At 69.3% G+C, this 22,072-nt stretch carries 26 protein-coding genes and 1 tRNA gene; 14 read left to right on the top strand and 13 right to left on the bottom strand.

From position 1 onward, the window contains the following. Window positions 1-4: 4 nt before the first annotated feature. Window positions 5-1,384 (bottom strand): aminotransferase-like domain-containing protein, encoded by a 1,380-nt coding sequence (locus KCG34_RS18820; protein ID WP_211937150.1) that lies wholly within the window; start codon window positions 1,382-1,384, stop codon window positions 5-7. A gap of 85 nt (window positions 1,385-1,469) precedes the next feature. Between KCG34_RS18820 and KCG34_RS18815 the strand changes: the two genes are divergently transcribed. Then, window positions 1,470-2,285, top strand: coding sequence for a PhzF family protein (locus KCG34_RS18815; protein ID WP_211937149.1), 816 nt, complete (start codon window positions 1,470-1,472; stop codon window positions 2,283-2,285). A gap of 3 nt (window positions 2,286-2,288) precedes the next feature. On the opposite strand, the gene KCG34_RS18810 is transcribed toward KCG34_RS18815, so the two are convergent. Next, window positions 2,289-3,161 carry an aldo/keto reductase gene (locus tag KCG34_RS18810; RefSeq protein WP_211937148.1) on the bottom strand — a complete coding sequence of 291 codons (873 nt, stop codon included), beginning with the start codon at window positions 3,159-3,161 and terminating at the stop codon, window positions 2,289-2,291. 113 nt (window positions 3,162-3,274) lie between these two features. Between KCG34_RS18810 and KCG34_RS18805 the strand changes: the two genes are divergently transcribed. After that, window positions 3,275-4,249 carry an XdhC family protein gene (locus tag KCG34_RS18805; RefSeq protein WP_211937147.1) on the top strand — a complete coding sequence of 325 codons (975 nt, stop codon included), beginning with the start codon at window positions 3,275-3,277 and terminating at the stop codon, window positions 4,247-4,249. On the opposite strand, the gene KCG34_RS18800 is transcribed toward KCG34_RS18805, so the two are convergent. The 6 genes from KCG34_RS18800 to moaA are packed head-to-tail and all read right to left on the bottom strand — an operon-like array spanning window position 4,246 to window position 8,269. Next, window positions 4,246-5,436, bottom strand: a complete 1,191-nt coding sequence (locus KCG34_RS18800; protein ID WP_211937146.1) for a molybdopterin molybdotransferase MoeA — start codon at window positions 5,434-5,436, stop codon at window positions 4,246-4,248. The two genes, KCG34_RS18805 and KCG34_RS18800, sit on opposite strands and share 4 nt — an antisense overlap. Then, complete coding sequence (gene moaC / locus KCG34_RS18795; protein WP_211937145.1) at window positions 5,433-5,909, bottom strand: cyclic pyranopterin monophosphate synthase MoaC; 477 nt, start codon at window positions 5,907-5,909, stop codon at window positions 5,433-5,435. Before moaC ends, KCG34_RS18800 begins: the two co-directional genes overlap by 4 nt. A 5-nt stretch (window positions 5,910-5,914) precedes the next feature. Further along, window positions 5,915-6,469, bottom strand: a complete 555-nt coding sequence (gene moaB, locus KCG34_RS18790; RefSeq protein ID WP_211937144.1) for a molybdenum cofactor biosynthesis protein B — start codon at window positions 6,467-6,469, stop codon at window positions 5,915-5,917. Window positions 6,470-6,527: 58 nt separating this feature from the next. Then, window positions 6,528-6,971, bottom strand: coding sequence for a molybdenum cofactor biosynthesis protein MoaE (locus tag KCG34_RS18785; protein ID WP_211937143.1), 444 nt, complete (start codon window positions 6,969-6,971; stop codon window positions 6,528-6,530). A 3-nt stretch (window positions 6,972-6,974) separates the two neighbouring features. Continuing rightward, window positions 6,975-7,220, bottom strand: a complete 246-nt coding sequence (locus KCG34_RS18780) for a MoaD/ThiS family protein (RefSeq protein ID WP_211937142.1) — start codon at window positions 7,218-7,220, stop codon at window positions 6,975-6,977. 5 nt (window positions 7,221-7,225) lie between these two features. Next, window positions 7,226-8,269: a GTP 3',8-cyclase MoaA gene (moaA, locus tag KCG34_RS18775; RefSeq protein ID WP_211937141.1), complete on the bottom strand. Its 1,044-nt coding sequence runs from the start codon at window positions 8,267-8,269 to the stop codon at window positions 7,226-7,228. A gap of 29 nt (window positions 8,270-8,298) precedes the next feature. On the opposite strand from moaA, the gene KCG34_RS18770 reads away from it, so the two are divergent. Continuing rightward, entirely contained in the window at window positions 8,299-8,922 is a 624-nt protein-coding gene (locus tag KCG34_RS18770) for a nucleotidyltransferase family protein (RefSeq protein WP_249138077.1), read from the top strand. A 1-nt stretch (window position 8,923) separates the two neighbouring features. Here the strand turns inward: KCG34_RS18770 and KCG34_RS18765 are convergent, their stop codons facing one another. Both KCG34_RS18765 and KCG34_RS18760 read right to left on the bottom strand, forming a co-directional pair. Beyond that, window positions 8,924-9,178: a DUF1150 family protein gene (locus KCG34_RS18765; protein WP_211937140.1), complete on the bottom strand. Its 255-nt coding sequence runs from the start codon at window positions 9,176-9,178 to the stop codon at window positions 8,924-8,926. A 43-nt stretch (window positions 9,179-9,221) separates the two neighbouring features. Then, entirely contained in the window at window positions 9,222-9,647 is a 426-nt protein-coding gene (locus tag KCG34_RS18760) for an Hsp20 family protein (protein ID WP_211937139.1), read from the bottom strand. Between the two features lie 226 nt (window positions 9,648-9,873). Here KCG34_RS18760 and KCG34_RS18755 point away from each other — a divergent pair, with 226 nt between their 5' ends. Beyond that, window positions 9,874-10,407 carry a hypothetical protein gene (locus tag KCG34_RS18755; RefSeq protein WP_211937138.1) on the top strand — a complete coding sequence of 178 codons (534 nt, stop codon included), beginning with the start codon at window positions 9,874-9,876 and terminating at the stop codon, window positions 10,405-10,407. A gap of 119 nt (window positions 10,408-10,526) precedes the next feature. Next, complete coding sequence (locus KCG34_RS18750) at window positions 10,527-11,348, top strand: universal stress protein (RefSeq protein ID WP_211937137.1); 822 nt, start codon at window positions 10,527-10,529, stop codon at window positions 11,346-11,348. A 53-nt stretch (window positions 11,349-11,401) separates the two neighbouring features. Here the strand turns inward: KCG34_RS18750 and KCG34_RS18745 are convergent, their stop codons facing one another. From KCG34_RS18745 to KCG34_RS18735, 3 genes are all read right to left on the bottom strand, one after another. Continuing rightward, on the bottom strand, window positions 11,402-12,328 hold the full coding sequence (locus KCG34_RS18745; protein WP_211937136.1) for a winged helix-turn-helix domain-containing protein: 927 nt from the start codon (window positions 12,326-12,328) through the stop codon (window positions 11,402-11,404). Between the two features lie 351 nt (window positions 12,329-12,679). Continuing rightward, window positions 12,680-12,755: transfer RNA gene (locus KCG34_RS18740), tRNA-Ala, on the bottom strand. 118 nt (window positions 12,756-12,873) lie between these two features. Continuing rightward, window positions 12,874-13,341 (bottom strand): TIGR02300 family protein, encoded by a 468-nt coding sequence (locus tag KCG34_RS18735; protein ID WP_211937135.1) that lies wholly within the window; start codon window positions 13,339-13,341, stop codon window positions 12,874-12,876. Window positions 13,342-13,458: 117 nt separating this feature from the next. Here KCG34_RS18735 and aroA point away from each other — a divergent pair, with 117 nt between their 5' ends. The 9 genes from aroA to KCG34_RS18690 all read left to right on the top strand — a co-directional run bounded on the left by aroA (window position 13,459) and on the right by KCG34_RS18690 (window position 22,069). After that, window positions 13,459-14,781 carry a 3-phosphoshikimate 1-carboxyvinyltransferase gene (aroA, locus tag KCG34_RS18730; RefSeq protein ID WP_211937134.1) on the top strand — a complete coding sequence of 441 codons (1,323 nt, stop codon included), beginning with the start codon at window positions 13,459-13,461 and terminating at the stop codon, window positions 14,779-14,781. Beyond that, window positions 14,778-15,443 carry a (d)CMP kinase gene (cmk, locus tag KCG34_RS18725; RefSeq protein WP_211937133.1) on the top strand — a complete coding sequence of 222 codons (666 nt, stop codon included), beginning with the start codon at window positions 14,778-14,780 and terminating at the stop codon, window positions 15,441-15,443. The genes aroA and cmk overlap by 4 nt, the downstream gene beginning before the upstream one ends. Before the next feature lie 183 nt (window positions 15,444-15,626). Beyond that, window positions 15,627-17,336: a 30S ribosomal protein S1 gene (gene rpsA / locus KCG34_RS18720; protein ID WP_211937132.1), complete on the top strand. Its 1,710-nt coding sequence runs from the start codon at window positions 15,627-15,629 to the stop codon at window positions 17,334-17,336. Between the two features lie 213 nt (window positions 17,337-17,549). After that, window positions 17,550-17,837, top strand: a complete 288-nt coding sequence (locus tag KCG34_RS18715; RefSeq protein ID WP_211937131.1) for an integration host factor subunit beta — start codon at window positions 17,550-17,552, stop codon at window positions 17,835-17,837. Window positions 17,838-17,917: 80 nt separating this feature from the next. After that, window positions 17,918-18,322 carry a large-conductance mechanosensitive channel protein MscL gene (gene mscL / locus KCG34_RS18710; RefSeq protein WP_211937130.1) on the top strand — a complete coding sequence of 135 codons (405 nt, stop codon included), beginning with the start codon at window positions 17,918-17,920 and terminating at the stop codon, window positions 18,320-18,322. A 76-nt stretch (window positions 18,323-18,398) separates the two neighbouring features. Further along, window positions 18,399-19,049 (top strand): phosphoribosylanthranilate isomerase, encoded by a 651-nt coding sequence (locus KCG34_RS18705; protein ID WP_211937129.1) that lies wholly within the window; start codon window positions 18,399-18,401, stop codon window positions 19,047-19,049. 16 nt (window positions 19,050-19,065) lie between these two features. After that, window positions 19,066-20,286, top strand: coding sequence for a tryptophan synthase subunit beta (gene trpB / locus KCG34_RS18700; RefSeq protein WP_211937128.1), 1,221 nt, complete (start codon window positions 19,066-19,068; stop codon window positions 20,284-20,286). Next, window positions 20,283-21,119 (top strand): tryptophan synthase subunit alpha, encoded by an 837-nt coding sequence (gene trpA / locus KCG34_RS18695; RefSeq protein ID WP_211937127.1) that lies wholly within the window; start codon window positions 20,283-20,285, stop codon window positions 21,117-21,119. The genes trpB and trpA overlap by 4 nt, the downstream gene beginning before the upstream one ends. Continuing rightward, on the top strand, window positions 21,116-22,069 hold the full coding sequence (locus KCG34_RS18690; protein ID WP_211937126.1) for an acetyl-CoA carboxylase carboxyltransferase subunit beta: 954 nt from the start codon (window positions 21,116-21,118) through the stop codon (window positions 22,067-22,069). Before trpA ends, KCG34_RS18690 begins: the two co-directional genes overlap by 4 nt. The last annotated feature ends 3 nt before the right edge of the window (window positions 22,070-22,072 follow it).

The following is a 22,072-nucleotide window of genomic DNA, read 5'->3' as shown; positions in this document are numbered from 1 at the left end:
ATGGCTAGACCAGGGTCCGTGCAGCCGCAGGCGCCAGGGCGTCGCGCACGACGGCGAGGGCGCGGGCCAGGCTGGCCCGGTCGGGCGCGCCGCCCAGGCAAAGCCTGAGCCCCGACATGCCGCCGCCCGGCAGGATCGGCCCATCGGCGGGGGTCAGTTCCACCCCGGCCCTCAGCGCCCGGCTTCCCACCCGCTCGGCCTCCAGTTCCGCCAGGGGCAGCCAGACGTGGGGGAAGGCGGCCATGGTCGGGCGTTCCATCGCCGGGCCCAGCGCCTCCGCCGCCAGGTCCACGCGCGCCTCCAGCTCCAGCCGGTTCTCGGCCAGGATGGTCTCTGCGGTCCCGTCGGCGATCCAGCGGCAGGCGATCAGCCCGCCCAGGGTCGGCCCGCCCAGTGCCACCGCATGCAGGGCCGAATAGGCCCGGTCGGCCCAATCGCCGCCCTCGGGCAGGGCCAGCCAGCCCAGCCGGAGCCCTGGGGCCACCGACTTGGATAGAGCGCTGACGAACAGGGTGCGCTCGGGCGCCAGCGCCGCCAGCGGGGCCAGGCGCGGCAGGCCGAAACCGCCGGCATAGGCGCCGTAGAGGTCGTCCTCGATCAGGATCAGGTCCAGCCATCGCGCGACTTCGACGATCTCGCGCCGGCGCGCCTCGCTCATCAGCCGGGCGGTGGGGTTCTGGGTCGGCAGCACATAGGCGACCCGCGCGCCGCTTTCCCTGGCCGCTTGCGCCAGCCCCTCGGGCGTCAAGCCTTCGCGATCCATGCCGGCGGGGATGAGCCGATAGCCCATCAGACCGGCCAGGGACTTGAGGCCCGCGAAGCTCGCGGCCTCGCCGATAACCGCCTCGCCCGGCCGCGCGGCGACGCCCAGAGCCACCGCAACCGCCTGCTGCGCGCCCGAGCAGGTAAGCAACCGCCCAGGCTCCAGTTCGTCCCACCGGTGGATCTGCTTCAGCCAGGCAGCGCCCGCCTCCAGGTCCTCGGCGAACCCGGCCGGCGGGGCGTAGGCCAGTCGCTCAACCGCCTTGGGATCACGCGCGGCCCGCGCCAAGGCCGCCGACAGCCGCGCCGAGGATGCGGCCATGGGTGGCAGGCTGCGGGTCAGGTCGATGGGGCCATCGGCCGGGGTCTCGCTCAGCCGGGAGGCGACGAAACTGCCGCGACCGACCTGGCAGGACAGCAGTCCCCGCTGCTCGGCCTCGGCATAGGCGCGGGTGACGGTGCCGACGCCCAGGCCCAGGCGATAGGCCAGGTCGCGTTGCGGCGGCAGGCGATCGCCCGGCGCCAGCGCCCCGGTGGCGATATCGTTCGCCAGCGCCCCGACCAGACGCTCGTAGACCGGTGTCTCGCCCTCCGGCAGGGTCGGGCTCCAGCTTGCCTGCATGATTGTATCTATGACAATATTGATTTTGACATAGTGATAATCTCGCGAGATGTCTCTGTCCATTGCTGAATTTGGAGCCCCTCCCATGCGCCAATGGACCGTCGACGCCTTCGCCGCCGCCCCGTTCAAGGGCAATCCCGCCTGTGTGGTCGAGCCCTTCGAGGCCTGGCCCGAAGCCCGCTGGATGCAGGCCCTGGCGGCGGAGAACAATCAGGCCGAGACCGCGTTCCTGCTCAAGACGGCGGACCCCGCCCGGTTCGGGCTGCGCTGGTTCACCCCGGCGGTGGAGGTCCCGCTGTGCGGCCACGCCACCCTCGCCTCTTCGCACGTGCTGCTGAACGAGCTGGGCGTCCAGGCCGCCGAGATCGCCTTCGAGACCTTGAAGTCCGGAGTCCTGACCGTGCGCCGGACCGAGGCGGGGATCGAGATGGACTTTCCCGCCGACCCGCCCCGCCGCACCGTCGAGCCCGAGGGCCTGGCCGAGGCCCTGGGCGTGAAACCGGCCGAGGTCTGGGTCGGCCAGTACCTGATTGCGGTGCTCGACAGCGAAGAAACGCTGCGCGCGCTGACGCCCAATCTCAGCAAACTGGAGCCGATCGGCGCCGAGGCCAGTGCAGGCTGCGGCAACGTTTCTGTAGTCGCTACCGCCGACGCGGGCCGTCCCTATCAGGTGGTCAGCCGGTTCTTCGCGCCGGGCTCAGGCATACCGGAGGACCCGACCACCGGCTCGGCCCACTGCATGTTAGCCCCGCTCTATGCGGAGAAGCTTGGTCGCCCCGCTTTCCGCTGCCACCAGGCCTACCCCGGCCGCGGCGGCGACCTGGAGGTCGAGCTGAAGGGCGCACGCGTGCTGCTGCGCGGTCAGGCCGTGACGGTGGTGGAGAGCCGGCTGCGAGTGTAGCCCCTAGGCCGCGTAGCCCTTGCCATCGAGGGCGCTGGCGTCGGCCAGAGCCATCTCGTTCCAGTCGAGGTCCGGCGGCGGGCGGTTGGCCGCAGCGATGATCGCCTGCAGCTCCGCCGCCGAGGTCACGCCTACCAGCACGCTGGAGGCCTCGGGCCGCGAGAGGGCGAAGCCCAGGGCGGCCTGCAGCGGATCGGAGCGGCCCTCGGCGATCATGCGGCGAACCCGCGAGATCATCGAGGCGGCGTTCTTCATCGGCCCCGGCACGCGGTCCGGCGGCAGGAACAGCAGCCCTTGCAGGAAGATCGAGCGCAGCTGCACCTCGATCCCCATCTCGGCGATGCGCGCCAGGGACCCGTCCGCCAGCAGGCGCTGGTCCAGAAGGCTCGCCGGAGCCTGGACGATATCGGGCTTGAAGCGCTTGACCAGGCCCACCGGGTCGTCCGAGGCGAACACCGAAATGCCGATCTTCTTGAACACGCCCTCGTCGCGCAGGGCGCAGAGCCGGTTCCAGCTGTCGCCGCCATAGGGGCTCATCAGGTCGCCGGCGACCTGGACGACGATGGCGTCGGCGCCGCGCATGCCCAGCCGTCGCAGGCTGGCGCGGGCGGCGTCCTCGATATAGTCGCCGCCGCGATCGGCGCGCGAGGTCTTGACCATCACGCGATAGGGGGCCGGGCGCGGCATGCGCTCGCCGATCACCTGCTCGGCGTGCGGGGCGCCATGGGTGGTGTCGAACACCGAAAGGCCCGAGCGCGCGGCCAGGCTCATGATCTCGGCCACTTCCGCCTCGGGCGGGCGTCCACGCGCCGGGGCAGCGCCATCCAGCGGAAACTGCGCAGCCCCGAATCCAAGCCTGGCGAGCGGCGAACTCATAAGACATCACACCGGATTGTTCTTGTCGTTTCGCTACCCTGCGCCGAAAACCATTAAAGAACTGGTAGCGATAATTGCTTGACGCGCGGCGACTCGCCCCCAACTTCACAGCGATGCTTTCCTCCCTCCCCGACTGGCCGCTGTTCGGCTATGCCGACGACATGCGGCCAGCCCTGGCCGACGCCCGCGCGCGCGGCCTTCCCGCCGCCCTGGTCACCCTGCACACGGTCGAGGGCGGCGGCCCGCGCCCGCCCGGCGCCCAGATGCTGTTCGCCGAGGGGATCGTCTCCGGGTTCCTGTCCGGCGGCTGCGTCGAGGGCGACGTGGCCCTGCATGCGGCCGAGACCCTGGCGGATGGACGGCCGCGGCGGCTGGTCTATGGCGAAGGCGGTCCCTGGCCGGACATCCGCCTGCTCTGCGGGGCGCGGATCGAGCTCTTGGTGGAGCGCTTGGCGCCGGATGACCCAGCTGTGGGCCGGCTGCTTGAGCTGGCCACCGCCCGCCGCCCCGCCCTCTGGCGCACCGACGGGGAACGTCGCGATTTGATCGAGCCCAATGGCGAGGCGCCGGCGTGCGCGATCTCGGCCGAGCCATTCGAGGTGCGCCGCCTTTACCTGCCGGTCCCGCGCCTGGCGGTGGTCGGGGCCGACCCGATCGCCCTCGCCATCGCCCAGCTTGGCGCCCAGGCCGGCTTCGAGACTCATCTGATCCGCCCCAAGGGTCCGGCCGAGGCCCCAGCGATCGGCGACGTGGCCTACAGCCGCAGCGAATCTGCCGAAGCCCTGGCGGCGCTGAACCCCGACCCCTGGACCGCGGTGGCGGTGGCCACGCACGATTGGGACACCGACCAGGCTGCGTTGCTGGCCGCCCTGCCCTCAGCCGCCGGCTATGTGGGCGTGCTGGGCGCGCGCCGGCGCCTGCCCGAGCGCCTGGCGCGCCTGCGCGCAGCCGGCGTCGGTGAGGCCGCCCTGACCCGGCTGAAAGGCCCGATCGGCCTCGACCTCGGCGGCAAGGCGCCCTGGGAAGTGGCGGTGGCGGTCATCGCCGAGATTATCGGCGAGCGCGAAGGCCACGCCGCGAGGGCTTAGAGCCGATCCAACCGCAGGACCTCGACCACCGCGCCCGCTTCAGCCGCCGGCGCGCCGGCCGGACGGCGGATCAGGGCGTCCGCGTGGGCGAAGACCGAGACCAGGGAGCTGTCCTGGTCGCCCATGATGTCCGCCTGCAGGATGCCGCCGACCGTCGCGAGGCGGCCCCTGGCCCAGTGCTCGCGCGGGCCGTTGGCGGGCGCAGGCCGCATCAATTGCGCAGTCTCGAGTTTTGGGCCCGGCGCCGCGCCCTGCAGGGCGTTGAGGAGCGGACGCAGGAACAGTTCGGCGCAGACCAGGCCCGAGGCCGGATTGCCGGGCAGGCCCAGCACGCGCCGACCGTCGTCCAGGATCCCGAACCAGGTCGGCTTGCCGGGGCGCAGCTTGATGGTGATGAAACGGAGATCGAGGCCAAGCCGCGTCAGGGCCGGCTTGACCAGATCGTGGTCGCCGACCGAGGCGCCGCCCAGGGTCACCACCACCTCGCCGCCACAGGCCGATACCGCGTCGGCGATGGCCGTCTCGTCGTCGCCCGCCTGGCCCAGATGGACCACCTCGCCGCCCCAGCGCTCGACCAGGCTGGCCAGGGTCGGGCCGCCGGAATTGAAGATCTGATCCGGCCCCGGGACCGAGCCGATCGGAACGATCTCCTCACCGGTGGAGAGGATCGCAACCTTGGGCCGCCGCGCGACCAGCAGGTTCGCCCGCCCCGCCGCGGCGGCCAGGCCGAGCCGCCAAGCGTCGAGCCGCTGGCCCGCCGAGAGCAGCATATCGCCGGCGCGAAAATCACCGCCGGCTGGGCGAATGTTGGTGGTCGCGCCCGGCTCCGCAGCGGGCGCATTCACATCGTCGCCGGCGCGCGCGCAGTCCTCCTGCAGCACGACCCTGTCGGCGCCCGCCGGGACCGGCGCGCCGGTGAAGATGCGAACCGCTTCGCCCGCCGCCAGGGGCCGGGGATAACGGTGGCCGGCCGCGCTCTCTCCGACGATGCGGTAGTATGGCCCAGGGCCGCGAACCGCCCAGCCGTCCATGGCCGAGGCGTCAAATGGCGGCTGGTCGCGCGCGGCGACGACCGCTTCGGCGAGCACCCGGCCGGGACACTCAGCAAGCAAAACGGTCTCAGCGCCGACAGGCGGCAGGCCCTTCAGCACCAGGGCGCGGGCGTCCTCGACCGCTAGGTTCTTCATGGCCCGTCCCGCCGGAAATCACCGGAAGCGCCGCCGCTCTTTTCCAACAGGCGCACCGCCTCGATGGTCATGGCTTTGTCGGCCGCCTTCAGCATGTCGTAGATGGTCAGGCAGGCCACCGAGACAGCGGTCAGGGCCTCCATCTCGACACCCGTTGGGCCAGTGGTCTTGACCCGGGCCGTCACGGCCAGGCCCTCCGGCGCCTCGACCACCTCCACCGCGACCTTCGACAGCACAAGCGGGTGGCACATGGGGATCAACTCGCTGGTCCGCTTGGCGGCCATCACGCCGGCGATCTCGGCCACAGCCCGCACATCGCCTTTCTTGCCCCCGCCGCCGAGCGCCAGGGCCAGGGTTTCGGGCGCCATGCGAACCAGGCCCGCGGCCACCGCTTCGCGCGCGGTGGCGGGCTTGTCCGAGACGTCGACCATCCGCGCGCGGCCCTGGTCGTCGATGTGGGTGAGTTTGGCCACGCCGCTCAGACCTCGTTCAGCCGCGGCATCAGCTCGACCATGTTGCAGGGCTTGTGCCGGCTGTCGAGCTGGGCGGCGATCACCTTGTCCCAGCCGTCGCGCACCGCCCCGTTGGAGCCCGGCAGGCAGAACACGATCACCCCGCCGATCAGCCCGGCCGTAGCCCGGGACTGCAGGGTCGAGAGTCCCACCGACTGATAGCTGACCATGTGGAACACCACCGAAAAGCCGTCGATCACCTTGTCGAACAGCGGCTCCAGCGCCTCGGGCGTGATGTCGCGACCGGTCAGGCCCGTGCCGCCGGTGGTGACGATGGCGTCGACCTCGCCGGCCGCGATCCACCCCGTCACCTTGGCCCGGATGGCAGCCCGGTCGTCCCGGACGATGGCGCGAGCGGCCAGGACGTGGCCGGCCGCCACAACGCGTTCGGCCAAGAGATCGCCAGAGGTGTCATTGCTTTCGTCGCGGGTGTCGGAGACGGTTAGCACCGCCACTCGTACCGGCTTGAAGTTCAGGCTCTCGTCGATTCTGCCGCCTGGGGCGGAAAAGGGGGCGGTCATGGCGGGCCTCGCGGGTTGCGGGAACTTGCGGCCTATCTAGGGGATCGAAGGAGCGGCGTCACGTCCACCGCTCGGCGTCCTTCAGGTCCCGCTCGGTCGGCTCGATCCAGCGCTCGCCGTCCGGGCCGCGCTCCTTCTTCCAGAACGGAGCGCGGGACTTCAGATAGTCCATCAGGTGGTCGGCGGCCTCGAAGGCCTCGCGCCGATGGGCGGCGGCCGTGGCCACGAACACGATCGCCTCGCCCGGCGCGATCTCGCCGGTGCGGTGGACCACCAGCACGTCCTGCAGCGAGAACCGCGCCACAGCCGCCTCGGCCATGCGGACGATCTCGGCGTCGGTGAAGCCGGGATAGGCCTCCAGCACCAGCCGCTCGACCGCCCCCTCGCCGGCGCGCGCCAGGCCGGTGAAGCTGACGACGGCGCCGGTCTCGGCGCGGCCCGTAGAGAAACCGGTCAGGAGTTGGCCCGGATCGAACGGCTCGGCCTGCAACAGCACACGCAAGCCTCACCCCCCGCTCATGGGCGGCATGAAGGCGACCTCGACGCCGGGGGAGAGAGCCACGTCGCCGCGCACCGCCACCCGCGCCACCGCCGCGGTCACGCCCTTGCCGTCCAGGGCCTCAGCCAGGGCGGGATCAAGGGCTGCGACCAGCGCCTTGAGAGCGGAAAGGCTGGCAGGAGTTGGCTCGAATACCCGCTCGCGCCAGCCGGCTATGTCGGCCAGGCGCCCGAACAGCAGCACGCGGGCCATGGCCGTCAGCCTCCGGTGGTCGACATGTGCCGGGCGAGGGCCGGCGCCGAGCCGCGCTCGATGTGGAAGTCGTGGCCCTGGGGCTTGCCGTCTATGGCCAAGCGAATGGCAGCCTTCAACTCGTCGGACGAGGCGCCGCCGCGCATCACCGCCCGCAGGTCGCTGGCGTCCTCGCGGCCGAGGCAAGTGTGCAGGGTGCCGGTGCAGGTCAACCGCACGCGATTGCAGCTTTCGCAGAAATTGTGCGTCAGCGGGGTGATAAGGCCGAGCCGCCCGCCGGTCTCCTCCACCCGTACGTAGCGCGCAGGACCGCCGGTGGTCATGTCGAGCTCGGTCAGGGTCCAGTAGCTCTCCAGCTCGCGGCGCACGGCCTGAAGCGACAGGAACTGGTCAGTACGGTCCTCGCCGGTCTCGCCCAGCGGCATGGTCTCGATCAGGGTGATGGCCATGTCGCGGCCATGCGCCCATTGGATCAGGCTAGGCAACTCGGCGGCATTGTCCGAGGCCAGGGCCACGGTGTTGATCTTGACCGCAAGGCCCGCGGCCTGGGCCGCCTCTATGCCCTCGAGCACCTGATCCAGGCGACCCCCGCGGGTCAGGCGGCCGAAGAGGTCCGCGTCCAGCGTGTCCAGGGAAACATTAACCCGCCGTACGCCAAGAGCGGCCAGGTCGGCGGCGTACTGCGCCAGGTGCGTGCCGTTGGTGGTCAGGGTCAGCTCGTCCAGGGCGCCGGTCTTCAGGTGCCGGGCCAGACCCGCCACGAGCTCGAGAAAGCCCTTGCGAACCAAGGGCTCGCCGCCGGTCAGGCGCAGCTTTTTGACCCCCATCTCGATGAAGGCGGTGGAGACCTGGTCCAGCTCCTCCAGCGACAGCACCTCGGCCTTGGGCAGGAAGGTCATCCGCTCCGCCATGCAATAGACGCAGCGCAAATCGCAGCGGTCGGTGACCGAAACGCGCAGATAGGTCACCTTGCGGCCGAATCCGTCGACCAGGGCGGGCCGCTGGGCGTTGGGGCTGCTATGAACTATGGCGGCGTCGAACGGGGTCATGGACCCCACAAGATAGTCAGGAAACGTGCGTGGCGACAGGGGTAGACCCGACATCGGCCTTGGAAGCCTTGGAGGCCCTGGTCCTGGCCGCTGGCGCCGGCTCCCGCTTCGGCGGCGGCAAGCTGCTGGCGCCCTGGCGCGACGGCTTGTTGCTTCACGGCGCGCTGGCGGCGGCCTTTGCAGCGCCAACTCGAACGGTCACCCTGGTCTGGGGCGCGGATCCCCGCGTCGCCGAAGCCGCCCAGGCCTGGGCGACGGCGCACGGCGAGCAGTCGCGTTTGCGGCTCGTGGAAGCGAAGGCCCACGCCCAGGGCCTGTCGGCCTCGTTGCAAGCCGGCCTGGCCAGCCTGCCGGCGGACTGCGGCGGCGCCTTCGTCTTCCTGGGCGACATGCCGCGCGTATCCGCCGAAATCCTGCAACCCCTGGCCCAGGCCCTGGCCACGGGCGCGGCCGCCGCTGCGCCGGTGTTCGAGGGCCGGCGCGGCCATCCGGTGCTGCTGGGAAGCGGGCTGTTCCGAGCGGTCGCGGCGCTGGAGGGCGACCGCGGCGCCGGGCCCTTGCTCTCGGAGTTGGGTCCGGCGCTGGCGACGGTCCAGGCGGCCGACGACGGGGTGCTCTACGACATCGACCGGCCGCAGGACTTGTCCGAGTAGGTCAGTGGACCGAGACCGGGGCCATTTCATTGGCCATGGCCGCCGCAATGGCGCTGTCGCGGTCCGCCAGGACGGCGATGCGCGCGCCGTTGGCGCTGTGCACGGCATAGAGGATCTGGTCCGGCTCGAGCCGGACGCCGTCTTCGGTCAGCACCGGCGCGGCGCCGATCACTTCGCCGGCCTTGATCGGCCGGACATAGACCAGGTTCGGCGCGCCGAGGGCCGCGAAAGCTTCGTTGGTGAAATGCGGTGTCATCTGACCACCTCCAATGACTACAACTGCCGTCGAGCCGCTGGGTTCAGCCGGCCGTACGGATCGGGATGCGCTTGACCAGCCTGGCCGGCTCGGGCCGCACGACATCGATATGCAACAGGCCGTGTTCGAGTATGGCCTGATCCACCTCCATGCCATCGGCCAGGACGAAGGTCCGGATGAAGCCCCGGGCTGCGATCCCGCGATGCAGGAAAGCCTTTTCCTCGGCGCTCTTGGGATCGGCGTCCTTGCGGCCGGCGACGATCAGCTGGTTGTCTTCGACGGTGACCTGCAGCTGGTCGGGCGAAAAGCCCGCCACCGCCAGGGTGATGCGCACCTGCCCCATGCCGGTCTCCTCGACATTGTAGGGCGGATAGCTCTCCGAAGCGGCCTTGGCCGCCCGTTCGATCAGGTTCCGGGTATGCTCGAAGCCGAGCAGAAACGGGCTGTCGAACATCAGCGTGCGGTTCATCGCGAAGTCCTCACTGGTCAAGCGACTTCGTCCGCCCTGGTCAGGCCCTGATGCGGCGCCTGCCCCTGACGGAACACACCATATGTGGAGATCGGGCCGGGGCTGTTCAAGCAGCGCCCGGGTCCGTAGCCGTGCGGGGTTGACGGTGAAGGCCGTCTCGCGAACCTTGGCGCCGAAAGCGACGCTTGACCGGCCCCGAGGCTGGGGAGCCTTGCGGAGATTGAGCATGCAAAGCCCAGAAACCCTCGAGCGGGCCCGTGCGGCCGACCGCTTCTATGGGGTGTTCCTGATCCTTCTGGGCCTGCTGTCGGCCCTGGCTCCGGCCTTCGGCGGGGCCGAACTGGCCTGGGGCCTTAGCCTCGCCGGACTGGGGGGCGGTTGCTGGCTGCTGCTGGACCGCTCGCCGCGCGGTTTCTTCGCGGCGGTGGGCTGGGTGGTGCTGTGTCTGGGTCTCGGCCTGCAACTGGTCTGGCATGCCGCCGTGTCGATGGAGCAACTGGCCCTGACGCTCACGGTCGGCTTCATCATGCTGGGCGTCGCGGAGATCGTGTTCGGGCTGGAACGGTTCAAGCCGCACAGTGCGCCCCGGATCGCCCTGGTGGTCGGCGGAGCGGCGGCGGCGGCGTTCGGCGTCGTCCTGTCCCTGGCCCTGCCCACCCTGCCCAACTGGCTGGCCGGGGTGGTGCTGGGGCTGGTGTTCGCCGGCTTCGGCGCCGGCGTGCTGATCGGGGCCGGCCGGCGCAAGCCGAAAGCGCCCTGAACGATCCCGCGCAGCGAGGCATTGTCGATTTGATCTGAGTCAGCGCGCCATAGCCTTCCTCTGGGTTAGCTGGAGCTTGGTCTTTGCCGGGGCGCGCTCCGGGAAAAGGGAGGGGAGCCATGTCCTATAAGACCCTTCTGGTCCACGCTGAGGCCGGCGATGCCGCAGATGCGCGCCTGGCGCTGGCGGGCGGTGTCGCCCGGATGTTCGGGGCCAGGATTGTCGGCCTTGGCGCCGAAGGCTTCTTCCCGCTGATGACCTCGGGGTTCGCCGCCGCCGACGGCATGGTGATCGAGGCCGTGCGGGAGCGAATCGCCGCAGACCTGCCGCTGGCCGAACAGCGCTTTCGCCGGCTGACCGAGGGCTGCGCCGAGGGCGTGGACTGGCTGACCGGCTACGACTATCCCGCGGTCGAACTCGTCCGACACGCCCGGGGAGCCGATCTCGTCGTGCTCAGCCGGCCGCCACGTGGCGCCGCCGCGGCCTTCGCCGCCCCGGTCGCCGACGTGGTGCTTGAGGCGGGGACGCCGGTGCTGCTGGCAGGCGACACCGGCGCGCCGCTGAAGGCGGAAAAGGTGCTGGTGGCCTGGAAGAATACCCGCGAATCCCGGCGCGCCCTGGCCGACGCCCTGCCCTTCCTGATGCGGGCCGACAAGGTCACCGTGCTGGTGGTCAGCGGCGAGAGCGAAGAGGTTGAGCAGGTGGGTTTGCATGAAGTGACCGCCCGCCTGGCGCGCCACGGCGTCGACGCCGACACCCTGGTTGCCCCGAAGGGCCAAGGCACCGCGGCCGAGGCGATCGAGCGAACCGCAAACCGCCTGCAGGCCGACCTCATCGTAGCCGGCGCCTATGGCCGTTCCCGCCTGCAGGAATGGGCGCTTGGCGGCGTGACCGAAGACCTGCTGGCCGCCTCGCCGCGCTGCGTGCTGTTCAGCCACTGAGAGGCGGAAACGCCGGTTCCCTGTCCAGTATTGAGGACCGCTTTCGCGATGCTCTAGCGCCCGGCGACCCGCGCCTGAGCGTGCGGAACCGGGTGGGGGAAGCCGACCGCCTGCAGTTCCTGTATCAGCAGGCGAAGATTGCCGGCGTTGCGCGCAGCGGCGGCCATGACGGTCTCGCTGCGAAGATGCTCCTGATGCGCGATCAGCCCCCCGTGAACACTGCGCACCACTCCCAGCGCCTCGAGCTTGCGCACATGGCGGCGCACGGTCTCGCGCGGCAGTCCGGTGCGTGCAGCCAGGGCCAGGGCCGACACCGGCCGCCGCGCCTCGTCCGGAACGTGGTCCTCGAGGTTCATATAGGCGCGGACCGGCAGGTCATCGAGATAGCTGGTATTGGCGTCGACCACCGACAGATAGACGAAACCGGTCAGCAGATCGCCTTCGAACAGGCCGCGCATCTCCTCCAGGCTGCGCAGGCAGTAGCCTGCGGCGACGCGCGCCATCGCCCGGTGCGGCAGGTCGTCGATCGTCGCCGGCGGCGCGACGGCGCCAGGAACCGCGGCCTTGGCCAGGCGCGCATAGAGTTCGACGAGCAGGCGCGAATTCTGGATGAGCGTGGCCTTGACCTGGTCGCTGGTAAGAACCTCGGTCGGCACATAGACGCCCTGGTCGGTCTCCACGACCCAGCCCGCCTTGATCAAGGCGGTGACTTTGCGCCGCACGGTCTCACGGGGAATCCCTAAGGACATGGCCAGCTTGTGCGGGCGAATCGGCCGGCGCATCTCATCGGGCGCAGTGCGCTCCAGCCGGCCGTAGTACTCCGAGAAGTCCGCCTGGCCATCGATATAGCCGATGTTGGCGTCGCAGATGGCCAGATAGACCAAGCCCTTGACGATGTCGTGGTCGAACATCTGCGAGAGGATGGCGATGTAGTCGAGGATGAACCGGGTGGTCAGCCTCACAATGGCTCGTCTGCGCATGGGCCCTGTCCACTATGCCGCAATACCCCCGGCCTTCGCCACGCACGGCGCGACCGAAGTCGAGCGATTGCGCGGACAGGGCGAGTGGAGCACCGCCCCGCAAACTTTTCAAGAATGCAACATGCCGCTATCTGGCGTGGAAATTGATCTAGATCACAAAGGCTTGCCGTCGCCGCGCGCCCATGTCGCAGCCCGCTTTGCGGGAGAATGGGGCTGACAGGGGCGCGACTCGGTCGGTCCCCGTCACAATCGAGCCACATTTGAGACAGGTCAGGGGCTTGGCATGCGGCGACGTCTCGAACCGACCCGCCGAAAAGGCGAAGGCCCGCAGCTTTGAACTGCGGGCCTCCATGGTGGAGCTAAGCGGAGTCGAACCGCTGACCTCTTGAATGCCATTCAAGCGCTCTACCAGCTGAGCTATAGCCCCGAGGTCTCGGGTTTCGCGGGAGGAGGCTTGAAGGACCCCCTCCGGCGAGGCGGCGGACACTATGCTGAGAGGATCGGCGGATCAAGCCACCCCGACAGCATTTTTTGTCGCGCCTTTTCTACTCGTCGCGATCGTCGGGCAGGCCCTCGATCTCGTCTTCGAAATTGTCGTCGTCGTCCTCATCCTCAAGGAACGGAACGTCGTCGCCTTCATCGTCCAGCTCTTCGTCCTCGGCGAAATCCACGCCCAGGTCGTCGGCCGGACTGGTCGGCCCGCCCTCGACGGCTTCGCTGTCGTCGTCGGTCTCGATGACCTCGTCGGCGGCTTCGTCGATCTCGGGGGTTTCGTCGACCTCGTCCTCGAAGCCGTCGCTGTCGGCCTCGGTGACCACCTTGGCCGGCTTTTCGACCTCGTCCTCGTAATCCGGCGCAGCCGAGCGGGCCCGCACGCGGCGGGTCTTCAGGGCTTCTTCGGGATCAAAGGACGTGCCGCACTTGGGGCAGACGGCCGGGCGCTTGCCCAGGTCGTAGAACTTGCTCTGACAATTGGGGCAGATCTGTTTGGCGCCCAGTTCGGGATTGGCCAAGGCGTGACCTTCTTGAATGCTGTGCGAAAGCGGCGGCTCCCTTGCCACGCGGGAAGGCCGCTGTCAAAAGCTGATCCCCTTATTTTCGCCCCCAGTCGAAAAGGTTTGGTTCGCGGCATGGCCACGGAGGCTCTGAAAGCTCGGCCTGGCGGCCCGTTGCGAGGCGAAGTCCGCGCGCCGGGCGACAAGTCGATCTCGCACCGCTCGCTGATCCTGGGGGCCCTGGCGCGTGGCGAGACCCGGGTGAGCGGGCTTCTGGAAGGCGACGACGTGCTGAGAACCGCCGCAGCCATGCGCGCCTTCGGGGCCGAAGTCGAACGGCTGGGCGAAGGCGCCTGGCGGGTGGTCGGCCAGGGCGGATTTTCCGAGCCGGCCGATGTGGTCGACTGCGGCAACGCCGGCACGGGCGTGCGCCTGATCATGGGCGCCGCCGCGGGCTTCGACCTCGCCGCCACCTTCACCGGCGACGGCTCGCTGAGAAAGCGGCCGATGGGCCGGGTGCTTGAGCCTCTGTCGCAGATGGGCGCCCGCTTCCTGGGCCGCGCCGGCGGGCGACTGCCCCTGACCTTGAAAGGCGGAGCGCTGGAAGGGATCGACTATCGCCTGCCAATGGCCTCGGCCCAGGTGAAGTCGGCCGTGCTGCTGGCCGGGCTGAACGCAAAGGGTGGCGTCACGGTCCGCGAGCCGGAGCCGACCCGCGACCACACCGAGCGCATGCTGCGGGCCTTCGGCGCCGTGGTCGAGGTCATGGACGAGGACGGGGTCCGCGTCATCCGGCTGGCCGCGGGCCAAAGCCTGATGGCGACCACGATCGAGGTGCCGGGCGATCCGTCCTCCGCCGCCTTCCCCCTGGTCGCGGCCCTGGTCACGCCGAGCTCCGAGGTGACGGTCAAGGGCGTGCTGCTCAATCCCCTGCGCACCGGCCTGTTCGAAACCCTGCGCGAGATGGGCGCGGACCTGACCATCTCGAACGAGCGCGACGCCGGCGGCGAGAGCGTCGGCGACGTGACCGCCCGCCATTCGGCGCTGAAGGGCGTCGAGGTGCCGCCCGAGCGCGCGCCCTCGATGATCGACGAATATCCGATCCTGGCCGTGGCCGCGGCCTTCGCCGAGGGCCGCACGGTCATGCGCGGCATCGGCGAGATGCGGGTCAAGGAGAGCGACCGCGTGGCCCTGATGGCCGCCGGCCTTTCCGCCTGCGGCGTCGGCGTCGAGGAGGAGCCCGAGGCCCTGACCGTGATCGGTTCCGCCCGCGCCAACCATCCCGTCCGAGGCGGCGCCCGGGTCGTCACCCACGGCGATCACCGCATCGCCATGTCACACCTGGTCCTGGCCCTGGCCGCGCAGGAAGCCGTCGAGGTGGACGAGCCCGGCATGATCGCCACCAGCTTCCCCGGCTTTGTCGAGCTGATGCGCGGGCTGGGAGCGGACCTGGGATGAGTTTCGTCATCGCCGTCGATGGCCCGGCCGCCTCGGGCAAGGGCACGGTGGCGTCGGGCCTGGCCCGCGAACTCGGCCTGCCCCACCTGGACAGCGGCCTTCTCTATAGAGCGGTGGGCCGGGCGCTGCAGGTCGCCGGCGGAGACCCGGACGACGCCGCGGCCGCGACCGAGACCGCGCGCCGGCTCGACCCGCACGACCTGGAAGACCCCGCCCTGCGCACCCGCGAGGCCGGCGAGGCCGCCAGCCGCGTGGCTGTGCACGCCGGCGTGCGCGCGGCGCTCTTGGACTTCCAGCACGCCTTCGCCGCCCAGGAGCCCGGTGCGGTCATCGATGGCCGCGACATCGGCACGGTGATCGCGCCGGACGCGCCGGCCAAGCTGTTCGTCACCGCCAGCCCCGAGGTGCGCGCCCATCGCCGCTGGCTGCAGCTGAAGGACCAGGGCGTCAGCCTGGACGAGATCCTGGCCGATATCGCCTTGAGAGATGAACGCGACAGCGCCCGCTCGACCGCCCCCCTGGTCCAGGCCAAGGACGCGGTCTTGCTCGATACGAGCGAAATGACTATAGAGCAGGCCGCCGATGCGGCCCGCCGCATCGTCGAGGCGGCGCGCGCCCGCTGGGAAACCTCTCTAAAAGGGGAAGCTTCTCAGAAGGGCTAATCCAACCGCGCCTTTCCCCTCAGACGGCCGCGGGCGACTAATCCGGTGCGATACGGGACCCAAAAGACCCCGCCTCGCGCTCTTCGGTTCAACCCCTAACCCAAAGGGACGCGCATAGACGCGCCGACGCCGTTCGCGCGTGGGCCGGAAGGCGCTTTCCGAAAACCTGCAAGAAAGACACCCATGGCTGACGACGCCAGCATGAACCCCACCCGCGACGATTTCGCCGCGCTGCTCGACGAGGCCCTCGGCGGCCGCCACTTCCTGGAAGGCTCCGTGGTCAAGGGCCAGGTTGTCGGGATCGAAAAGGACTTTGCGATCATCGACGTCGGTCTGAAGACCGAAGGCCGCATCCAGGTCAAGGAATTCGGCGTCGGCGAGGACGGCAAGGCGACCGTCAAGGTCGGCGACACCGTCGAAGTCTATCTGGAGCGCGTCGAGAACGCCCTCGGCGAAGCGGTGATCAGCCGCGACAAGGCCCGCCGCGAAGAGGCCTGGACCCGCCTGGAAGGCGTGTTCGCCAAGAACGAGCCGGTGATGGGCTCGATCGTCGGCCGCGTGAAGGGCGGCTTCACCGTCGACCTCGGCGGCGCCTCGGCCTTCCTGCCCGGCTCGCAGGTCGACATCCGCCCCGTGCGCGACGTCGGCCCGCTGATGGGCAAGGAACAGCCCTTCGCCATCCTCAAGATGGACCGCCCGCGCGGCAACATCGTCGTCTCGCGCCGCGCCATCCTGGAAGAAGCCCGCGCCGAACAGCGCACCGAGCTGGTCAGCCAGCTGCAGGAAGGCGAAATCCGCGAAGGCGTGGTCAAGAACATCACCGACTACGGCGCGTTCGTGGACCTGGGCGGCATCGACGGGCTGCTGCACGTCACCGACATGTCCTGGAAGCGTGTCTCGCATCCGAGCCAAGTCCTGGCCGTGGGCGACACCGTCAAGGTGCAGATCGTCAAGATCAACCCGGACACCCAGCGCATCAGCCTCGGCATGAAGCAGCTGCAGTCCGACCCGTGGGATGGCGTCGAGGCCAAGTATCCGGTCGGCGCCAAGTTCACCGGCCGCATCACCAACATCACCGACTACGGCGCCTTTGTGGAGCTGGAAGCCGGGGTCGAGGGCCTGGTGCACGTGTCGGAAATGTCGTGGACCAAGAAGAACGTCCACCCCGGCAAGATCGTCTCCACCAGCCAGGAAGTCGATGTGGTGGTTCTGGACGTCGATTCGTCCAAGCGCCGCGTCTCGCTCGGCCTGAAGCAGGCGATGGACAACCCCTGGGATTCGTTCCTGGTCAATCATCCGGTCGGTTCGACCGTCGAGGGCGAAGTCAAGAACGCCACCGAGTTCGGCCTGTTCATCGGCCTGGACAACGACATCGACGGCATGGTGCACCTGTCGGACATCGACTGGAACGCCCCCGGCGAAGAAGCCATCCAGCGCTACAAGAAGGGCGAGATGGTCCGCGCCAAGGTGCTCGACGTCGACATCGAGAAGGAGCGCATCTCGCTCGGCATCAAGCAGTTGGCCGGCGACCCGATGGCCGAAGACACCTACCGCAAGGGCCAGACGGTCACCGTTACGGTGGTCGATGTGACCTCCGGCGGTATCGAGGTGAAGTTCGGTGAAGACGAAGCGCCGATGACCGCCTTCATCCGCAAGTCGGACCTGTCGCGCGACCGCTCCGAGCAACGCCCGGAACGCTTCGCCGTCGGCGACCGCCTGGACGCCCAGGTGACCAATATCGACAAGGCGGCCCGCCGCGTGTCGCTGTCGGTCAAGGCCCTGGAAATGGCCGAGGACAAGGAAGCCATCGAAAAGTTCGGCTCTTCCGACTCGGGCGCCTCGCTGGGCGACATCCTGGGCGCCGCCCTGCGCGAGAAGGCCAACAAGGAATAAGGCTCGCCTTCGCCCGTTCCGGCGGGCGAATTCGAGAGACCATCGCGGCGGCTGGGCGCAAGCTCGGCCGCCGTTTTCTTTGGCGTTTCGGTCAAGCTTGGCGAAAACTTGCGCTTCAGGAGGCGGCTCCCGCAACAATTTGACGGCTAAGCCCTTGAACATCCTGCGCGAGTTGGTCATGGTCCGCGCGGTCAAAGGGGGGGTGGGCTGCCTATGATTAAGTCCGAGTTGATCGCCAAGCTCGCGAGCGAAAATCCGCACCTGACGCAAAAGGACGTGGAGAAGGTCGTGGCGGTGATCCTCGACCGGATGACCCAGGCCCTGGAGAGCGGCGGCCGGGTGGAATTGCGCGGGTTCGGCGCCTTTTCTGTTCGCTCCCGGCCCGCCCGCAACGGCCGCAATCCTCGCACCGGCGAAACCGTGGCGGTGAAGGCCAAGCACGTGCCCTTCTTCAAGAGCGGCAAGGAATTGCGCGAGCGGCTGAACGCCGAGGACGAATAGGCCCCTCACATATCCGGTTGACGGGCGCTGCTGAGCCGTTCAACCCTGGCCACCAGAGGGCGGGGTTGGAGGGACCTGAGATGTTCAAGGAATTCCGGGAGTTCATCGCGCGCGGCAATGTTGTCGATCTCGCCGTCGGCGTGATCATCGGCGCCTCGTTCGGCGCCATCGTCAAGAGCCTGGTCGACCAGGTGATCATGCCGCCCATCGGCCTGGTCACCGGCGGCATCGATTTCTCTCAGTTGAAGATCGTGCTGAAGGCCGCCGACGAGGCCGCCAAGAAGCCGGAGGTGGCCATTCTCTACGGCGCCTTCATCAACACCGTGATCCAGTTCGTCATCGTCGCCTTCGTGATCTTCCTGATCGTCAAGGGGGTGAACAGCCTGAAGCGGGAGAAGGCCGGGGAAGAGGCTCCGCCGGCGGGGCCGACACCGACCGAGGCCCTGTTGGGCGAAATTCGGGATCTCTTGAAGAGCCGGGGGTAGGCGCCATCGCCTTCGCGGGGATGAGCGGTATATGTGGGCCTTGATCTTGTCGCCCAACGCCCCCTAATCCCCGCTCATGCGCCCCGAACCCCTCGCCGCCAAGATCTGTGGCCTGTCGACGCCTGACAGCGTCAAGGCGGCGCTGGAGGGGGGCGCGGCCTATATCGGATTTGTGTTCTTCGACAGGAGTCCACGCAACGTGCGGCCCGAACTGGCTGCGCGCCTGGCCGAGCCGGCCCGGGGCAAGGCGGGCGTGGTCGCCGTCACTGTCGATCCCGACGATGAGGTCCTCGATCGGATCATGGCCAGCCTGAAGCCGGACCTGATCCAGCTGCACGGCAAGGAGAGCCCCCAGCGCGCCGCCGCGATCGCCGCGCGCACCGGCGCCGGCCTGATCAAGGCCTTGCCGGTCTCGGAAAGCCCAGACCTGGAGGCCGCCGGCGGCTATGACGGCCTTGTCGAGCACCTGATGTTCGACGCCAAGCCGCCCAAGGGCGCGGACCTGCCCGGCGGCATGGGCGCCAGCTTCGACTGGACGATCCTGGCCGGTCGGCGCTTTCAGCGGCCGCATTTCCTGGCCGGCGGGCTCGATCCCTGGAACGTGCGCGAGGCCGCAAAGGCCTCCGGCGCCCCGCTGGTGGATGTTTCCTCTGGCGTGGAGCGCGGCCCGGGGCTAAAGGACCCCGGCCTCATTTCCGCCTTCCTGGACGCCGTACGCCGCGTTTAACCTTTTAGGTCATTCAGTGAACGTCACCGCCAAACCAAACGACTACAGCGCCTATCCGGACGCCGTGGGCCGCTTCGGCGACTATGGCGGCCGCTATGTGGCCGAAACCCTGATGCCGCTGGTGCTGGACCTGGACCGGGCCTATGCCGCGGCCAAGGCCGATCCCGAGTTCCAGGCCGAACTGAAGGGTTTCCTGACCCACTATGTCGGCCGGCCCAGCCCGCTCTATTTCGCCGAGCGGCTGACCGCCCACCTCGGCGGCGCCAAGATCTATTTCAAGCGCGAAGAGCTGAACCACACCGGCGCGCACAAGATCAACAATTGCATGGGCCAGATCCTGCTGGCCATGCGCATGGGCAAGACCCGCATCATCGCCGAGACCGGCGCCGGTCAGCATGGCGTGGCCACGGCGACGGTCTGCGCCCGCTTCGGCCTGCCCTGCGTGGTCTATATGGGCTCGACCGACGTCGAGCGGCAAAAGCCCAACGTGTTCCGCATGAACCTTTTGGGCGCCGAGGTCCGCCCCGTCACCAGCGGCACCGGCACGCTGAAGGACGCCATGAACGAGGCCATGCGCGATTGGGTCACCAACGTGCACGACACCTACTACATCATCGGCACAGCGGCCGGCCCGCACCCCTATCCGGCCATGGTGCGCGACTTCCAGGCGGTGATCGGCCACGAGACGCGAGCCCAGATTCTGGAAGCAGAGGGACGCCTTCCCGACGCGGTGGTGGCCTGCATCGGCGGCGGCTCGAACGCGATCGGCATCTTCCACCCGTTCCTGGCCGACGAGGGCGTGCGCCTGGTCGGGGTCGAGGCCGCCGGCCACGGCATCTCCACCGGCCTGCATGCCGCCTCCCTGACCGGCGGCCGCCCGGGCGTGCTGCACGGCAACAAGACCTATCTGCTGCAGAACGAGGACGGGCAGATCACCGACGCCCACTCGATCTCGGCGGGCCTGGACTATCCCGGCATCGGGCCGGAGCACGCCTTCCTGCACGACATCGGCCGGGCCCAGTACCTTTCGGCCACCGACGACGAAGCCCTGGAGTGGTTCCAGCGCTGCGCCGAGCTGGAAGGCATCATCCCCGCGCTCGAACCCGCCCACGCCATGGCCCGTCTGCCCGACGTGGTGCGCGAGGTCGGCAAGGACGGGATCGTGGTGCTGCTGCTGTCTGGCCGCGGCGACAAGGACGTGGCCACGGTCGCCGATCACCTGGGACGTAAGATTTGACGGTTCAACGTATCGAACGGCGCTTCGCCGCGCTGAAGGCCGAAGGCCGCGCCGGCTTCGTCGCCTACGTCATGGCGGGCGATCCCGACCGGGAAACGGCTCTGGCCATCCTGAAGGGCCTGCCCGCCGCCGGGGCCGACCTGATCGAGCTGGGCTATCCCTTTTCCGATCCCATGGCCGAGGGGCCGCCGATCCAGCGCGCCGCCCAGCGGGGCCTCGCCGCCGGCATGACCCTGAGCGGGACCCTGGCCCTCGCCCATGCGTTCCGTAAGGGCGACCAGGACACCCCGATCATCCTGATGGGCTATCTGAACCCGCTTCTGTCCTACGGTCTCGAGGCCTTCGCGGCCGATGCGGCGGCGGCCGGGGTCGACGGGCTGATCGTGGTCGATTGCCCGCCGGAAGAGGCCGATCCATTGCTGGACGCCCTGGACCAGGAAGCGGTCGCCCTGATCCGCCTGGCGACCCCGACCTCGGACGATGCGCGGCTGCAGGTGGTGGTCCGGCGCACGTCGGGCTTCGTCTACTATGTTTCGGTCGCCGGGGTGACCGGGGTCAAGGAAGCCGACGCGGACGCCGTGGCGCCAGCCGTGGCGCGGGTGCGCAAGGCCTCGGGCCTGCCGGTCGCGGTCGGTTTCGGCGTCAAGACGCCTGAGCGCGCCGCCGCGGTCGCCCGTGTGGCCGACGCGGTGGTGGTGGGCTCGGCCCTGGTCGAACAGATCGCCGAAGCCGCGCCAAACGAAAATGTGACTACGCGAGTTCTGGATACCGCGCGCGCCCTGGCCCAGGCTGTGCGTCGCGCGAGAATCGACCAAGGTTCCGTCCCGGCATGAGCATGTCCGAAGCCAAAGGCCCCCGCGGGGGACAGGGCGTCCCTCCGGGCGCATCGACTTCCAACCAACGCCCGGCCCGGGAACGGGGCGGCTGGCTGGCCAAGATCGCGCCTGGCGTGCGCAACCTGGTCGCCAAGCGCGACACGCCCGAGAACCTGTGGGTCAAGTGCCCCGACACCGGCGAGATGATCTATCGGCCCGACCTGGAGGCGGCCCTCTGGGTCACTCCGGCCGGCCGGCACATGCGCATCGGGCCGAAGCTGCGCTTCGCCTATACTTTCGACGGCGGCGCCCACGATGTGGTCGCGATCCGCAAGACCAATGACGACCCGCTGAAGTTCGTCGAGGGCAAGCCCTACAAGGACGCCCTGGCGGCGGCCCGCAAGTCCACCGGCGAGACCGACGCGGTGGCCGTCGCGGCCGGCGAGATCAAGGGCGTCAAGTCCGTGGTCATGGTGCAGGACTTCGCCTTCATGGGCGGGTCCCTGGGCATGGCGGCCGGCGAAGGCTTCATCGCCGCGGCTGAAGAGGCGCTGAAGCGCGAAGTTCCCCTGGTGGCCTTCACCGCCTCGGGCGGGGCGCGAATGCAGGAGGGCGCTATCGCCCTGATGCAGATGGCCCGCACCACCCTGGCCATCCAGGAGCTGAAGAAGGCCCGCCTGCCCTATATCGTGGTCCTGACCGATCCCACCACCGGTGGGGTGACGGCCAGCTATGCCATGCTGGGCGACATCCACCTGGCCGAGCCCGGCGCCCTGATCGGCTTCACCGGCCCCCGCGTGATCGAGCAGACCATCCGCGAGACCCTGCCGCCCGGCTTCCAGCGCTCGGAATACCTGGTGGAAAAGGGCATGGTCGACCGGGTTGTGGGGCGACGCGAGCTGCCGGCCACGTTGGGCTCGATCATGACCACGCTTCTGATGGGGCGCGCTCGCCGCCCCGCCGCTTAAGGC

The organism is Phenylobacterium montanum (assembly GCF_018135625.1).
In the GTDB taxonomy this organism is placed as follows: domain Bacteria; phylum Pseudomonadota; class Alphaproteobacteria; order Caulobacterales; family Caulobacteraceae; genus Poindextera; species Poindextera montana.
The sequence above is the reverse complement of the archived record's forward strand: the minus strand, read 5'-3'. Positions and strand labels throughout refer to the sequence as shown.